Source organism: Streptomyces sp. NPDC055025 (genome assembly GCF_053608565.1).
Genome location: NZ_JBSGVS010000001.1, coordinates 184,553 through 199,253 on the forward strand (window position 1 = coordinate 184,553; position 14,701 = coordinate 199,253).

Below are 14,701 nucleotides of genomic sequence, written 5' to 3' on the forward strand. Positions count from 1 at the left end.
CGGGTGGGCCTACGGCATCTTCCCGCACCCTTGTGTGCGCTCGGTCAGTGGCCGCTGCGGCATCCGGTCGGCTGGTATTCCCGGACCACCCGTCCGGCGGGATCCTGCTCTATTGCCCGTAACGCATGGTGTCGCGCGGGGATAGCGGGGGGATGGGGCAAGGATGGAGCCGTTGGAGGCCGGGGATCCGGCCAGGGTCGGAGGGTTCGTACTGCGGGGCCGTCTGGGCGCGGGCGGTATGGGCCGGGTGTTCCTGGGCCGCTCGCTGGCCGGACGGGCGGTGGCGGTGAAAATCGTGCACCCGTACTACGCGCAGCAGACGGAGTTCAAGCGCCGGTTCCGGCAGGAGGTCACCGCTGCGCAGGCGGTGAGCGGTGCCTTCACGGCGCCGGTGGTGGCGGCTGGCCCGGATGACGACCCGCCGTGGCTGGCGACCGTCTACGTGCCCGGGCCGAACCTGGCCGAGGCGGTAGAAGCGGGCGGCCCGCTGCCGGAGGCACTGTTGTGGCCGCTGGTGGCCGGACTGGTGGAAGCGTTGCAGGCGATCCACGCCGCCAACATCGTGCACCGGGACCTGAAGCCCGCGAATGTGTTGCTGGCCGAGGACGGCCCGCGAGTGATCGACTTCGGCATCGCCCGGTCCATCGACGCCACCGCGCTGACCGGCGCCGGGGTAATCGGCACGCCTGGCTTCATGTCACCGGAGCAGGTCGAGGGCGTAACGGTGGGCCCGGCCAGTGACGTGTTCGCGCTCGGCGCGGTTGTCGCCTTCGCCGCCACTGGCACTGGGCCGTTCGGTGAAGGCAGTCTCCTGATGCTGCTGCACCGCGTCATGCACACCGAGCCCCGCATCGACGGCGTGCCCGGGCCGCTGCGAGGCCTGGTCGCCGCTTGCCTGAACAAGGATCCCGTCCAGCGGCCCACCCTGGCCGCCCTCGCCGGGACGATCGCAGACCGGTGGACTCCGCCGGAGGAGTTCCCGGGAGTCGTGCCGTGGCCCGCCGCAGTGACCAGGCTGATCAAGAGTCGGCAGACGCCCGCACCGGGTGCGCCCATCGTGGCGGTGCAGCCGGACGAGGTGGCCGCACACCCATCGGCCGAACGCGTCGGCGCAGCCCTCTCACCAGAGGAACTCTCAAGGGGTTTAGTGAACTACGTCCGACACCTGGCCGAATACCGTGCCCTGGTATCGGGACCCGATCACCCCGGCACGCTGACCATGCGCTACAACCACGCCCGCTACGCCGGGGATGAGGGCGATCCCGCACAGGCAGCTCTGCTCTTCGCCGACCTGACCGCCGACTACGCCCGGGTGCTCGGACCGGACCACACCGACACGCTGAACAGCCGCCACTGGCACGCCCATTACGTCGGGGAGGCCGGTGATCCCGCACAGGCAGCCCGGCTCATGGCCAACGTAGCCACCAACACGGCCCGGGTGGTGGGACCGCACAACCCCGGCACGCTGCGCAGCCGCTACTGGCACGCCCTCTACGTCGGGAAGGCCGGTGATCCGGCGCAGGCGGCGCGGCTCATGGCCGATGTGACCGCGCACTGCGCCCGGGTGGTGGGACCGGACAACCCCGACACGCTGCGCAGCCGCCATGACCACGCCAGCCTCACTGGAGAAGCCGGCAATCCGGCCGAGGCAGCCCGCCTGATGGCCCTGGTGGCAGCCGACCGCACCCGGGTCCTTGGCACCGACCACCCGGCCACCCAAACCAGCCGCCACCAGCTCGCCCACTGGCAGAGGCACGCTGCACTGCACTGAAACACGGCGCTCGAACCACCTGCCGTCATCGTCGGGACGCGGTCAATGGTCAGGGTCAACCTCAATCGAGGCCGCCGCCGCGTACAAGGACCGCGTCCACGGCCGGCGGAACCTCCACCTCTACCCCGACGAGGACAGGAAAGCACGCGCTGCAGAACGGCCAGCACAACGACAGCTGAAGCCCAGCAAACCCGAAAAGGGGAGAGTGGACACTGAGCCGCCCGCCCCGGACCACTCAGCCGACGGACCCTCCGACATCCGAAGAAGGCAACCGGGACGGCGTCTCACCGAGCGGCCGAAACGAACAGCCGCCGAAGCCAGCAACCGACGGCGAACAGCTTCCCTACCTGGACCCCGAACGGTTGGCAGCAGTCATCAGCCGGCAGATGGACCGTCGCGCCGGAGGCGGTTGATCGCGCTGCTTCTGCAGTACAGCGAAGCCGAGGACACAGAGCCAGAGCCGCAGTGAGAGCCGGGACGCACCAAGCCGGTGAGCGCTTCGTTCTGTGGCCGACGGCCCGGCCTCGTCGTGGCCCGTCCTGTGCCTCAGGTCGCTCGGGGCCGGGAGCGTTCATGCCCTATGCCCACCGCGGTTGACCCGCTTCAGCGGCTGGAGGCGGGGCTGTTCGACGGCATCTTCTTCGCGGACCAGGTCGGCGTACAGGGCCCGGCGGACGGCGACTTCAGTGGGAACGTACGGGAAGGGCTGCACATCCCGAGCAACGACCCGGCGGTCCTCCCGTCGGCGTTGGTCGTGCACACGGAACATCTCGGTCTCGCCTTCACCAGCTCGATCGTCCAGGAGCATCCCTTCGACTTCGCGCGCAAGGTGTCCACGCTCGACCACATCTCCCGTGTCCGCGTCGCGTGGAACATCGTCACGAGTGCCGTCGAGAACACCGCGCGCAACTTCGGCCTCGACCGGCTGCCGGACCAGGAGGAGCGTTACCGGTGGGCCGCCGAGTACGTCGACGTCGTCTACAAGCTGTGGGAAGGGGTCGTGGGACGGGGGCGCGGTCCTCAAGGACCGGGAGCGGGGCATCTACTCGGACCCCTCGAAGGTCCACCGCATCCATCACGTCGGTGAGCGCTACCGCGTCCTCGGGCCGCACCTGCCCTCGCCGTCCCCGCAGCGGACACCGGTGCTCTTCCAGGCCGGGGCCTCGGGACCGGGCAAGGCGTTCGCCGCCCGGAACGCGGAGGCCGTCTTCATCGCCGCCCCCACGCCCGAGGTCGCGAGGGCGGCGATCGCGGAGACGCGTGCGCTCGCGGTCGAGGCGGGCCGGCGCGCCGGGGACATCATGTTCTTCGAGGCGTTGACCTTCGTGATCGGTGACACCGAGGAGGAGGCGCGGGCGCGGGAGGCGCACCTGGAGAGGTTCATCAGCCCGGGGGGTTATCTCATTTAGATGAACTACGGGAACCGTCCGGACGGTACGCCGTACCTGCTCGACATCCCGCTCTCCGAGGTCCGGACCACGCGAAGCCAGGCCGTCCTGGACTGGACGCGGATGGGCGTCACCGAGGAGAACCCCGTGGTCGGTGACCTGGCGCGGATCCTGACGCGCCGTAACCGGGTGGTCGGTCCGCCCGCCCGGGTCGCCTACGTCCTGGAGGAGTGGCAGGCGGCGGGCGTCGACGGCATCAACGTCACCAACTGACACATCCCCGGCTCGTACCAGGAGGTCATCGACAAGCTCCTGCCGGAACTGCGCCGCCGCGGCCTTGCCAAGAGCGCCTACACACCCGGCACCCTGCGCACGAAACTCTTCGCCGCCGACGCCCACCTCAACGACCGCCACCCGGCCGCGGCCTACCGGGGAGCCTTCGCGGCAGGCGCGTAAGCGGGTGCCGATCCATCCTGGCGGGGAGGAGTACGAGAGCGCGATTGCCCACGATTACCCCATGTTCTCCTTGCCGTGACGTCTACTTGGATGATCGCCGACCTCTGACCGTGCGCATCCGCTCGTGTCCGTCCGAAGTGCTGCGTGCCAAGCCTTCGCCCGTTCCCGAGACTGAAGCCGGTTGGCGGCGGCAGAGGGAACGGGCGAGGTTGTGGGGCCTGTGGTGTCAGCCGAGCGTGGTGAGGGAAGTGGTAGCGGCACTCTCCGCCGGGGCGGGCGGGCCGGCCTTCTTGAGCGGGACCTCGATGACGAAGAGCGAGGCGATGAAGGCCAGGGCACAGATGATCGCGCCGGTGAGGAAGATGTGGCCGGTGCCGTTCGCGACCGCGGTGAGGTAGGCGTCCTGGGCGCCGGTGGGCGGGTGGGCCTGGACGGCGCGGGTGAACAGTGAGCCGAAGACGGCGACGCCGAGGGATCCGCCGAGGGTACGGAAGAGGTTGGACGAGGCCATCGCGGCGCCCATGTCGCGCAGGGAGACGCTGTTCTGGGCGATGGTGCTGGCCATCTGCATGGTGGCGCCCAGGCCGGTCCCGACGAGGATCATGTACAGGCTGGTCAGCAGTGTCGAGGTGCCGGTGTCCATGGTGGCCAGCAGGCCGAGCCCGGCGGTGAGGAAGGCGGCGCCGGCGACGGGGAAGATTTTGTACCGGCCGGTGGCGGACATGTAATTTCCGGCGAGGGTCGAGACGATCACAGCGGGGATCATCATCGGCAGCATCAGCAGACCGGAGTCGGTGGCCGAGGCGCCCTGGACGTCCTGCTGGAACAGCGGCAGGTAGAGGCCGGCGCCGAACATGACCACACCGGCGGCGAGGGTCAGGACCATCGACAGCGGGTAGTTGCGGTGTCCGGTGAACACGGTCAGCGGCAGTAGCGGCTCGCTGACCCGCTTCTCCACGGCGATGAAGGCGGCGAGCCCGGTCGCGGCGACGGCGCCGAGCGACAGGATCTGCCAGGAGCCCCACGCGTAGGTGCTGCCCGCGCAGGTGGCGGCCATCACGATCGCGGTGATGGAGAGGGTCAGCAGGCCGATGCCCGCCCAGTCGATCCTCGCCTTGATACGGGGCGCGGGAACGTGCAGCTTCAGCCACAGCCACACGAGGGCGACCAGGCCGAGCGGCAGGTTGATGTAGAAGGCCCACCGCCAGTCGAAGTGGCCGGTGATGAATCCGCCCAGCAGCGGTCCGCCGATGGTGCCGATCGCCAGGATCGAGGCCGTCATGCCCTGGTACTTGCCCCGCTCACGGGGTGGTACGAGTACGCCGATCAGCGCGAAGGCGCCCGCGCCGATACCGCCGGCGCCGATCCCCTGGACGATGCGGAAGGCGATCAGTTCGCCCATGGACCGGGACGCTCCGCACAGGGCGGAGCCCACGATGAACACGGCGATGGACGCCAGGTACATGGACTTACGGCCGAACAGGTCACCGAACTTGCCCCAGATCGGGGTGGTGATGGCGGTGATCAGGGTGTAGGCGGTCACGACCCAGGAGATGTACTTCAAGCCGCCGAGCTGGCCGACGATCGTGGGCATCGCGGTGCTGACGACCATGTTGTCGAGCATCGACAGCAGCATCGCGAGCATGATGCCGAGCATCACCCAGCGCACGTTCTTCGGCGGGGCCGACGGGATGGAGGGGGCGGGTGTGGTTGCGGACATGGCTGATGACTCCTTTCCAGGATGGAGGAAGGCGGGGACTGAACGAGGGGGCGGGGCGAGGTTTCGCCGACCGCCAGAACAGAAGAGCACACCGACTCACTAAGTGCAACAGTTGCACTTTTGTATTCGCATAACCTTTGGCGTATGCTCGGAACCATGTCTCAGACAGACCTCCCCGCCCCGGCAGCGCCGACGGGGCGCCGTGAGCGCAAGAAGGCCGCCACGCGCCGGTCCATCAGCGACGCCGCGGTGCGCCTGTTCCTGGAGCGCGGATATGACGATGTGGGCATCCGCGAGATCGCGGACGCCGCCGACGTGTCCACCACCACGCTGTTCAAGCACTTCCCCGTCAAGGAGGCCCTCGTTTTTGACGAGGACGCCGATCAGGAGGCCGGCCTGCTCGCCGCGGTACGCGAGCGCCCCCCGGGCGAGTCGATCCCGGGGGCGCTGCGTGACCACGCGCTGCGCCATCGCATGCGCTTCGCGGACGGCAACACCGATTTCGCCGCCTTCTCCGACCTCGTGGACAGGACCCCTGCGCTGCGGGACTACGTACAGGCCATATGGCTGCGCCACACCGGCGCCCTCGCCCAGGTCATCGCGGAGGAGAGCGGCCTGCCCGCGCACGATCCCGCCTGCAAGGCCTTGGCCCACTTCGCCCTGGAGGCTCCCCGCACCGCCCGCGACCACGAGGACCCCCGCCAGGCTGTCATCCGCGCCTTCGACCTCCTCGAAGGCGGCTGGGGCGCGCTCGTCCCCAACCGCTGACGAGACGGCGGCGGGTCAGCGCCGGGGCTGGTGGGGTCGCCGTCGACCAGGAGGAGGTCGGCGCGCAGGCCTTCGGCGATACGGCCCCGGTCGGTAAGGCCGAAGCGGCGGGCCGGTACGGACGTGGCCGCCCGCAGGGCCTGGACGGGCGTGAGCCCCGCCCGGACGAGGAGCTGCAACTCGTGGTGGACGCTGGCGCCGAGGGCGAGTCCGCCGGGGTAGCGCACGGCCACCGAGACGTCGGTGCCGACCAGGATGTCCACCCCCGCCCGGTGGAGCGCGAGGACACTCCCGAGCACGTCGCCGAAGTCGCCCTCCGGGTAGTGGTTGAGGCTCCCGTGCCGCAGGGTGTCCAGCCACTCCTTGCTGAGCCGGGAGCTGACCCGCTTGTCGGCGGCGAAATCGGCGCCGGTCTCGCCCCTGATCGACCTGTTGAGGCACAGGCAGGCCGTGACGAACACCTTGGCGTCCGCGACCTTGCGCACGATCCTGGCGTCGGCGGGCCGGTCGATGAAGAGGTGGACCAGGCCGTCCATCTTCGCGTCGATCAGGCCGGGGAGCAGGGTGGCGCCGGACGCGTCGACAACGGCGGCGCGCAGGGCGGGGGCGGTGTGACGGGCGGGCCGACCGAGCGCCAGGAGCAGATCCTGCGTGTGGTCCGAACGTGGATCGCCGACCGCGGGGAGGGGCCGTCGATCCGTGAGATCGGCCGGGCTGTCGGCCGTCGGTGGGGGTGTTGCGGGGACGGCGATCTTCCGCCTGTTGACTGCCACACCGTCATGATCGATGACCGATCGGGTGCTGGTGTCTTGCGGTGTCGGGGACCCCGGTCTGGTCGGTTGGTGAGCTGTCGCCCCTGAGGACCCAGCTGGTTTGCTGCCCGGGGGCGCCATGGTGACCCAGGGCTGGTGCGCGGTAGGTCAGGGGCCGGTGAGGATGGCGTGGGTGCCGATGCGGCGCCAGACGATGTGGGGGACACCTTCTCTGGACTAGGTCGGTGAAGTAGCTGTCTGGGGTGTTGTCGTTTCGGGTGGCGAGCCGCGGCCTTGAGCTTGTTAGTCAGCAGTTCGACGGTGTTTCCCTCCTTGCAGAAGCCGGCGTCATGGCCGACAGATCGATTGAGACTGCGACGGATCCCTTCCCCTGACTCGACCCTGACCGGTTTTCGCCCTGCACCCCGATCGTCCCTGAGTGGTCCCCGACCCGACCCGGAAAAACCCCTGGCAGGGGCACCGCATGGGCGGCAATGCACCTAACGTGACGACGGTGCCCCGGCCGGGCCCGTACGCCTGACACAACCGCTCTCTTCACGAGGAGGATCCATGCCGTTAAGGGGCAGATCCGCCATGCGGCGCATCGCCGCGCAGGGCACGGCCATGGTGGTGGGAGCCGCCACGGCCGTAATCACCGGCCTCGCCGCCGCTCCCGCGGCCCACGCGTCGCCGTCCGCCACCGGGGCCCTGCGATGGGCACCGTGTGACGACCCGGCGAAGCCGGGAGCCGAGTGCGCCATCCTTTCGGTGCCGGTCGACTGGGCCCACCCGGACGGGCCGAGACTCGACCTGGCCGTGGCCCGCCGCAAGGCCACCGACCCCGGCGCACGCGTCGGCTCGATGGTGTTCGGCCCCGGCGGGCCGGGCGACTCGGGTGTGGAGATGGTGGTGCGCCGTATCAGCCGGTTCAGCCCCGAGGTCCGCCGCAGCTTCGACATCGTCAGCTTCGACCCGCGCGGCGTGGGCGGCAGCAACCCGGTGACCTGCTCCGGTGACCTGCTTGCCAAGCGGCCATCACCGGAGCTGAAGAGCCAGGCGGACTTCGACGCCACCATGGCGTACAACAGGCGGCTCCGTGCCGACTGCCGGGCCCGTACCGGCCCAGTGTTCGACCACCTCGACACTGCCCAGACGGTCCGGGACTTGGACGCCCTCCGGGCCGCCCTCGGCGAGCGGAAACTGACCTTCCACGGCAGCTCGTACGGCACGCTGCTCGGGGCACAGTACGCCGAGACCTACCCGCGCCGCGTGCGCGCGATGGTGCTGGAGAGCGTCATGGACCACAGCGTCCCGACCACCCGTGACTTCCTGCAGTCCGAGGCGGCCACCGCAGAGGATTCATTCCAGGAGTTCGTGAAGTGGTGCGACGGTGCCGCGGACTGCGCGCTGTACGCCCGCGACGTCCGCGCCGTCTGGCAGGGCCTGTTGGCCCGGGCCGGGCGCGGCGAGCTGGAGGACCCGGCGAAGCCGGGCACCTCGCTGTCTTCTTCGGACCTGGTCAACAAGATCGCGTTTCGGAAGTTCTACCAGGCCGACTACGCGGACCTGGCCACGGCGATCGCGGGGATGGAGGCGAGCAAGCCGCTGCCCGCGTCGCCCACCTCGATAGCGCCCCTGCCTTCGGCCACCCCGGTCTTCTGCTCGGACTGGCACCTGCCGGTGCGCGACTACCAGGAGTACGCCTCGCTCGTCGCCATGATGAACACGACCGCGCCTGACCTGCCTTACCTGCTGCCGATCCACATGGCAGCGGCGTGTCTGGGCGCGCCGACCGCCAATCCGCAGCACCGCCTGGACACACACGGTGCCCCGCCGATCCTGGTCTCCAACGCGCTGCACGACCCCGCCACCGGCTACCCGTGGGCGGTCTCGGTGGCCCGGCAGCTCGGCCGCAGCGGCGTGCTCCTCACCTACGAGGGCCACGGCCACGGCAGCGTCACCAGCGGCCCGTGTATGGAGGACGCCGTGGACAGATACCTCACCGACCTTGCAGTCCCACCCCGGGGCACCAACTGCCCCGCAGTGCCGTCCTGACAGCTTGCCGATCCGGATCCGACTGGGGGCGGATCCGGTAGGAAGACGATCGTGACGCGCAGGCAACTCACCGACTACCAGGAAGCCCTGGCACGCGTGCGTGGGTTGGTGCGGGACGTGGGGTGCGAGCCCAGAGCTGGCGGTGGTCTCGAACGAGCGGGACTGTGGGTGAGTTGGCCCCGCAGCGGCTACTCGGTGGCTTCGCTGGTGCGGGCGGTGAGCTGAGAGAGGCTGGGTAGGCCCAGGAAGACGGGGGACTGCTTACGCTGGGGTTCCGGCCGAGTGATGGATGGGGCAGGACTGTCAGCCCTACGCGATCCGCCGGGCGGGATGCGATCAAACCCGTTGTGCGCGGTTGCCCGCTAGGCCCACCGTTTAACTCATGCATGAGAACGAGCAGTTCAACGTCTCAGCTCCGTGGAGCTGGAACGCCCGGCACTTTGTTGAGCGAGGGTGTCCGCAGACAGGCGGAGCCGAGTTCCTCCTCTACTCCGATACGCGCGTGACGGGTGATCTTGAGGTCACATGCCATCCTTACGTCATCACCAACTGTTTCGGCTTGCCTCAGAGCGGACGTATGGCGCCGGTACTGGCGCTGTACCTTGATGATCACTTTCCCGTGTTCAAGGTGCAGCCGATGGATAAGACCGACACCGATGGGTGGCTGAACCTCACGTTGGATGACGAGATCGCCTGCATCATTTCCCTGGTGGCCGGCATGCGTCTGCGATCTGGAGGGCGGGTCCGCAGCTTCAAGGAGGGGGCTCCCAGAGGAGCGCCCGAGTTCTACGGCCACCACGTCCCTGCCTGGACAGCGACTGGGCGCCCCATCTATCCCACTCCCCAGCAAGTCAGCATGGAGTCCATGGACGGCTGGATGGATCGATACTTCACGCTGGGGCGCGCAGAAGCCGTCACGCTCGTCCGAGCTGCTCGCCAGTATCGAGACGCTCTGTGGGTGGCAGACACCGACCCTGAGCTCGCCTGGCTTTTTCTGGTGTCGGCACTTGAGGTCATCGCCGGTTGGGAAGTGCTGAGAGACGCTGTACCTTCTGACCTGCTTCAGCAAGAGATGCCAGATCTGGCAGCAGACCTCCTGGAGGCCGGCGGCGAGGTGCATTTGGCCTCTGTGGCTTCCCGGCTAGTCCCGATTGTGAAGGCCACTGCGCGCTTCATGTCCTGCGTTGAGAGGTACTTGCCGGTGCCCCCTCCGGTGAGACCTGAGGAGTATGCGCAAGTCGGATGGGACTGGCCGAGCCTCAAGAAGAGGATCAACCAGGTGTACGGCTACCGGTCAGCGAGGCTGCATGGTGGTGTGCCCTTCCCGTCCCCTCTTTGCCAGGTGCCGATGCCGAGTGGAGCAGCACTGGACGAGCGTCCCTCCGGCATCGCGGCTGCGGCTGGCAATTCAGCTTGGTTGGCAAAGGATCTGCCCATGCACCTACACACCTTTGGATACATCGTCAGAGGGTGCCTCCTGAGGTGGTGGCAGACATCCTCTGATGACACCAGTGGTGAAGCAGACACGCCCCCAGTTGATGCCACCTAACCGATCTTTCCGGATGAGGTTCGAGGGCTCGGCTCGACAGGATGGCAGCCTGCCTCACCTAGTTGGAGCACAAGTACGTCACCGCCACCGCCACCGACGGCAGCCTGAAGTTCGAATCCGTGGTCTCCGAGCGGGCACGGGCCAAGCTGCTGCCCCGCGAAACCACGGCCCCGCTCCCTGACACAGTTGCACGAGGACTGGCAGGCCGCCCGTGCCTTCACCATCAGTAAGGCCACTGCGGACCAAGGCAATTCACGCCCCGAAGCCGTAAGACGCAACACACAACAGAGGGCTGGTTTCCCGAGGCCGGGAAACCAGCCCTCCGCTGCGTCCGCACGGTGATCACGGGCCGGTGAGGATGTCATGACCGCCGATCCGCCTCCAGAGGACGTGCGGAAGGCCTTCTCTGAACTAACGACTCGGAGATCATTACGGGAAGACGGGGCTGGCGGGGGTGTTGGTCCGGCTCGGTAGCATCGGGCCATGCCTACGGGACCTTCGCATGACCATGTCGTCAACAGCCTCGTCAACGGTGAACCCTCACAGGAGATCTTTCCCTGTCGGTGCATGATCGGCGAGGACCACTTCGAGGGTCCGGACTTCCTTGATCATGAGGAGGAGCCTGATGAGGGGCACTCGTTCGCTGGAGCCGAGGAAATCTGGCTCTCCAGCGGCATGGATGAGGACTACGACTTCCGCTGACGACTTCGGAAGCGGTGGTGGTCCGCGCATGACGTGAGCGTGAGCAGGGCCGGACGGATATGCGTCCCGCGGTTGCTACTTGGTGACTTCGCTGGTGCGGACGGTGAGCTGGGTGAGGGTGGGCAGGCCCAGGAAGACGGGGGACTGCTCCTTTTCCTGCTGGGCTTCGATCTGGGCGATCTTGTCTTCGGCGGCGGCGAGGCTGGTGGACAGTCCTTCGACTTCGCCGAGCCATCCTTCGCGTTCGGCTTCGGCGATCCTGTCTTTGAGGTTGTCGCGGATCTCTTCCAGGCGGGGCTTCTCGTCCAGGGCGACGATCAGGACGGGGCAGCGGACGCAGGCGTGTTCGTGGATGCAGTCGGTTCCGTAGGCCCGCCCGCACTCGCCCAGCGCCAGCTTCCTCCGCTCGAAGTGGGACAGGAACTCCTGCCATTCCTCAGCGGTGACAGCCCTGTATTCCTCGGCTGGGCGGAGGTCGCGGCGACGGGCGATGAAGGCGCGGTGCGCTTCGAGCGCATCGACGGGGTAGATGGCCGCGTATCCCATCGTGGTGTTGATGTTCCTGTGGTCGGCGATGACCTGGGCGATGTGTGGCGGGAGGCTGTTGAGGATCGCCTCGGTGATGAACATCCTGCGGAAATCGTGGGGCTGGAAGAGCAGGGGCATGGGCGAGTTCCAGGTCTTCTCGTGCAGGTCGTAGCTGGGTATCAGCGGGACTCGGCCGGTGCTGTCACGGACGCGTGAGATGACCGCGCTGAGCACGTCGGCAAGCTCGGGGCTGATGAGGATGAGCCGTTCCTGGTCGGTCTTCGAGGGCGCGATCTGGAGAAGCGGGACGACGTCTCCGCTGGGCAGCCGGTAGCTGATGATGCTGTGGTGGCTGAGTTCCTGGAGTTCCTCGATGCGGATCCCGGTGTGACGGAATATCTCGATGGCCGCCCAGGACCAGAACGCCCGCCGTTCCTCCGAAGCCAGGTCGCGACGCTCGCCTGCGGCGTCATGAACCCCGGTGGGGTGCCCGTCGGGACGGATGCTGTTTTTGGGGACGGTGAAGGTCTCGCCGAGGATTGTGAAGGTGGATCCCAGCGGTGCCGCGTTGAGCGCGTTGAGCCTGGCTGTAGCGTCTTTCAGCCTGCGAGTGGCGACCCGGACGAGCGCCTGCAGGACGGGAAGACGTTCCCGGGTGCGCCGGTCGGACTTGGACTTCTGGCGCTTCTCCAGCTTCTTGACGGAGCACTCGGCCTCGGTGACTGGGGGAGGAGAGGCCCACTGTCCCCATCGTTCGGGCTCGCTCAGGGCCCACTCGTCGATGTCGAGGTAGAACGCCCGCACCGTCATCTTGATCGCGGGGGCGCTGGTCCGCGGTTCGGTCACCGTGATCACGGTTCCGTCGGCTTGTCTGCGACGGGCGGTCTTCGTCGGGAGGCGGGTCTTCCAGGCCGAGGCGGTCTCGGGCGACAGCCGGATGGAGTCGATGCCGGGGTGGCTCTGTTCGAGGTCGGCCCAGAAGTTGCCGGCGAGGATCGCTGCCGAACTCTTGAGGGTGGCGTAGTCCAGGGTGGGCTGTCGTTCGGTGAGGTAGCCGACGAGCAGGCCGCGGATGGGCAGGCACTTCAGATCGTAGCGGTCCACGAGCTCTGCCGGAGTGACCTGTCCGGCGCGGTGCGTGGTGAACAGCAGGGTCGTGGGGGCGTTGTGGGGGAACTGGCCGCGTTCGCGGAGCCAGAGATAGGCGAGGCGCACTCCGCGAGTGGTGCGGTTGTAGGCGACGGGCGCGTAGCACCGCTCCAAAAGGTCCCCGACGACGATGTCCCGGAGCTTCCCGCCCCGGGTCGCCAGGACTTGGGCGAGGGCCGCGAGTGCTTCCGAAGCGTGCCGGGTGACGCGCACGTTCTGCGGGATCCAGGCTTCCAGGCTGGCGAATCCCTCCGGGTCGCGGGACTGCGCGAGGGCCGGCCGCAGGTGTCTGGAGTAGTTCACGGCGAGCCATGTCGTATCCGGGCGGACCACGTCTGCGCAGAGCAGGGCCAGCAGACCGGCCTGAAGATGGCCCGTCTTGGTTGTCCTGTCGACCGTCGGTGTTCACTCCCGGACCTTCTCGTACCACTTCTCCGGTTCGGCGGCGATCGGGCTCGCCTCCCAGCGCTGCTGCCAGGTATCGCCGGGGAAAGTCTCCAGCCAGGAGAGCAGGATGCGCACCCCGACCATCCGGCTGTCCTGCGTGGAGTGGCCCTTGACCCTGAGCGGCGGCTGCCTGAGACGAGCGATGACCTCCTCGCGCGTTGCGTCCGTCTCGGGCCAGCTGGTCAGCCGGGGACGGGCGGGGAAACGCTTCAGGAGTGCGACCGCCTCGGCTCCGAACAGCACTCGGTTCGGTGATGCCGGGACGGCGGTCGGGAGGGTGAGATTCGATGTCGTCATGCGAGGGTCCCTCCGAAGAGGATGCCGAGGGACTCGGGGTTGTAGGCGGGTGCCGACGGAGGAGGAGACGAGACGGGTGGGCCCGCTTGTGCTCTTGGCGAGCGTGATGGGCGAGCCCGGCTTCGATGACCTCGTCGGTGCTGGGGTTGACGTACTTCTGCAGGGTGCTCTGGTACTTGTGGCCCAGGATGTGCTGGACGTAGGCCATGGACAACTCCGGGTCCTGCGTCATCCGGAAGGTGGCCGTGTGCCGCAGGTCGTGGAGGGTCCAGTTCGAGCCCAGCAGCTTGTTCGCCCGGACGAACATCGCGCGTGCAGCGTGGTAGTTCAGCGGGCGCCACGGCCTCCGAAGGGTCCACCACAGTGGCTGGTCACGGCCTCGGGGGACTCCGTTGGCCCAGGCTTCCTCCTGGTAGAGCCGTATCCATACGAACGCGTCCGGCGAGGCGGGCAGCTGCTGGTAGACCCTCGTGCCTTTGCGGATCACGCCGATCAGCTGCTGCCCGGGGATCGCATCGCGTTCCCGGCTCGTCAGGAGTTCCTCCGACCGGGCACCGGTGGAGACCCAGGAGGCCAGCAGGGCCGTGTCCCTGTGCGAGCGCAGCCCGGCGAAGACTTCGGTGCATTTGTCGTCCAGTACTCGGCGCGGGATCCGCTCGGGGACGCGGGGACGGTATCGACCGGTCCGCTGGGCTTTGAAGTCCTCCATCGGGTTGTGATGGGCGTTGGCTCGCCCGCGACGGCGCGAACGGTCCAGCGGGAACGGGTTGATCAGCAGCGAGCCGGAGTTGCTGGCGAGGCGGAAGTCGTAGAAGGTCCGCAGAACCGTCTCGCAGTGGGCCCGGGTGCTCGCGGCGTACTTCTTCCCGATGGTGGGTTTCCCGGTCACCGGGTTCGGAGATCCCGGGACGGGGGCTGCCGTGGTGGCTTTCAGGGCAGGCTGGCCTTCGCCCGCAGGGGCGTCACGACGCCGCCAGCGCACGCGCACCGGCTTGTCGGCCAGTTGCATCCAGAGCATGAAATCCCGTGCGTCTTCCCGGACGGCCCGGTCCCACTCGATGTCGAGCGCCCAAAGGAACCTTCTCTGCACTTTGCAAGTCGGGGTGCCCGCGATGTCGC

Annotated in this window: 12 protein-coding genes and 3 pseudogenes; 10 read left to right on the forward strand and 5 right to left on the reverse strand. The window is 68.1% G+C overall.

The genetic code is table 11. The features are described from left to right. Positions 1-163: 163 nt before the first annotated feature. The 4 genes from ACWGDX_RS00715 to ACWGDX_RS00730 all read left to right on the forward strand — a co-directional run bounded on the left by ACWGDX_RS00715 (position 164) and on the right by ACWGDX_RS00730 (position 3,432). A complete protein-coding gene (locus ACWGDX_RS00715; RefSeq protein ID WP_453620792.1) occupies positions 164-1,771 on the forward strand; it encodes a protein kinase domain-containing protein in 1,608 nt (535 codons plus the stop codon). Between the two features lie 580 nt (positions 1,772-2,351). Then, complete coding sequence (locus ACWGDX_RS00720; protein ID WP_453620794.1) at positions 2,352-2,858, forward strand: LLM class flavin-dependent oxidoreductase; 507 nt, start codon at positions 2,352-2,354, stop codon at positions 2,856-2,858. Between the two features lie 25 nt (positions 2,859-2,883). Beyond that, positions 2,884-3,180, forward strand: a complete 297-nt coding sequence (locus ACWGDX_RS00725; RefSeq protein WP_453621014.1) for an LLM class flavin-dependent oxidoreductase — start codon at positions 2,884-2,886, stop codon at positions 3,178-3,180. Next, complete coding sequence (locus ACWGDX_RS00730; protein WP_453620796.1) at positions 3,181-3,432, forward strand: hypothetical protein; 252 nt, start codon at positions 3,181-3,183, stop codon at positions 3,430-3,432. Positions 3,433-3,841: 409 nt separating this feature from the next. On the opposite strand, the gene ACWGDX_RS00735 is transcribed toward ACWGDX_RS00730, so the two are convergent. After that, the gene (locus ACWGDX_RS00735) at positions 3,842-5,335 is read right to left on the reverse strand and encodes an MDR family MFS transporter (protein WP_453620798.1); all 1,494 of its coding nucleotides are present in this window, start codon (positions 5,333-5,335) and stop codon (positions 3,842-3,844) included. 156 nt (positions 5,336-5,491) lie between these two features. Here ACWGDX_RS00735 and ACWGDX_RS00740 point away from each other — a divergent pair, with 156 nt between their 5' ends. Beyond that, positions 5,492-6,103, forward strand: a complete 612-nt coding sequence (locus ACWGDX_RS00740) for a TetR/AcrR family transcriptional regulator (RefSeq protein ID WP_453620800.1) — start codon at positions 5,492-5,494, stop codon at positions 6,101-6,103. 41 nt (positions 6,104-6,144) lie between these two features. Here ACWGDX_RS00740 and ACWGDX_RS00745 read toward each other — a convergent pair. Next, positions 6,145-6,639, reverse strand: a pseudogene (locus ACWGDX_RS00745) (amidohydrolase family protein); the annotation flags it as partial. Positions 6,640-6,756: 117 nt separating this feature from the next. Between ACWGDX_RS00745 and ACWGDX_RS00750 the strand changes: the two are divergent. The 5 genes and pseudogenes from ACWGDX_RS00750 (at position 6,757) to ACWGDX_RS00770 (ending at position 11,161) form a co-directional block, all read left to right on the forward strand. Further along, complete coding sequence (locus ACWGDX_RS00750) at positions 6,757-6,963, forward strand: hypothetical protein (RefSeq protein ID WP_453621016.1); 207 nt, start codon at positions 6,757-6,759, stop codon at positions 6,961-6,963. 462 nt (positions 6,964-7,425) lie between these two features. Beyond that, positions 7,426-8,910, forward strand: a complete 1,485-nt coding sequence (locus tag ACWGDX_RS00755; RefSeq protein ID WP_453620802.1) for an alpha/beta hydrolase — start codon at positions 7,426-7,428, stop codon at positions 8,908-8,910. 72 nt (positions 8,911-8,982) lie between these two features. Continuing rightward, positions 8,983-9,075 (forward strand): annotated as a pseudogene (locus ACWGDX_RS00760) (NADP oxidoreductase); the annotation flags it as partial. A gap of 217 nt (positions 9,076-9,292) precedes the next feature. After that, a complete protein-coding gene (locus tag ACWGDX_RS00765; protein WP_453620804.1) occupies positions 9,293-10,459 on the forward strand; it encodes a hypothetical protein in 1,167 nt (388 codons plus the stop codon). A 483-nt stretch (positions 10,460-10,942) separates the two neighbouring features. Then, complete coding sequence (locus ACWGDX_RS00770) at positions 10,943-11,161, forward strand: hypothetical protein (protein WP_453620806.1); 219 nt, start codon at positions 10,943-10,945, stop codon at positions 11,159-11,161. Positions 11,162-11,236: 75 nt separating this feature from the next. Here ACWGDX_RS00770 and ACWGDX_RS00775 read toward each other — a convergent pair whose 3' ends face one another. The 3 genes and pseudogenes from ACWGDX_RS00775 to ACWGDX_RS00785 form a co-directional block, all read right to left on the reverse strand. Beyond that, positions 11,237-13,141, reverse strand: coding sequence for a tyrosine-type recombinase/integrase (locus tag ACWGDX_RS00775; protein ID WP_453620808.1), 1,905 nt, complete (start codon positions 13,139-13,141; stop codon positions 11,237-11,239). A 102-nt stretch (positions 13,142-13,243) separates the two neighbouring features. Continuing rightward, positions 13,244-13,582: a hypothetical protein gene (locus ACWGDX_RS00780; RefSeq protein ID WP_453620810.1), complete on the reverse strand. Its 339-nt coding sequence runs from the start codon at positions 13,580-13,582 to the stop codon at positions 13,244-13,246. A gap of 199 nt (positions 13,583-13,781) precedes the next feature. Then, positions 13,782-14,600 (reverse strand): annotated as a pseudogene (locus ACWGDX_RS00785) (integrase); the annotation flags it as partial. Positions 14,601-14,701 lie beyond the last annotated feature (101 nt).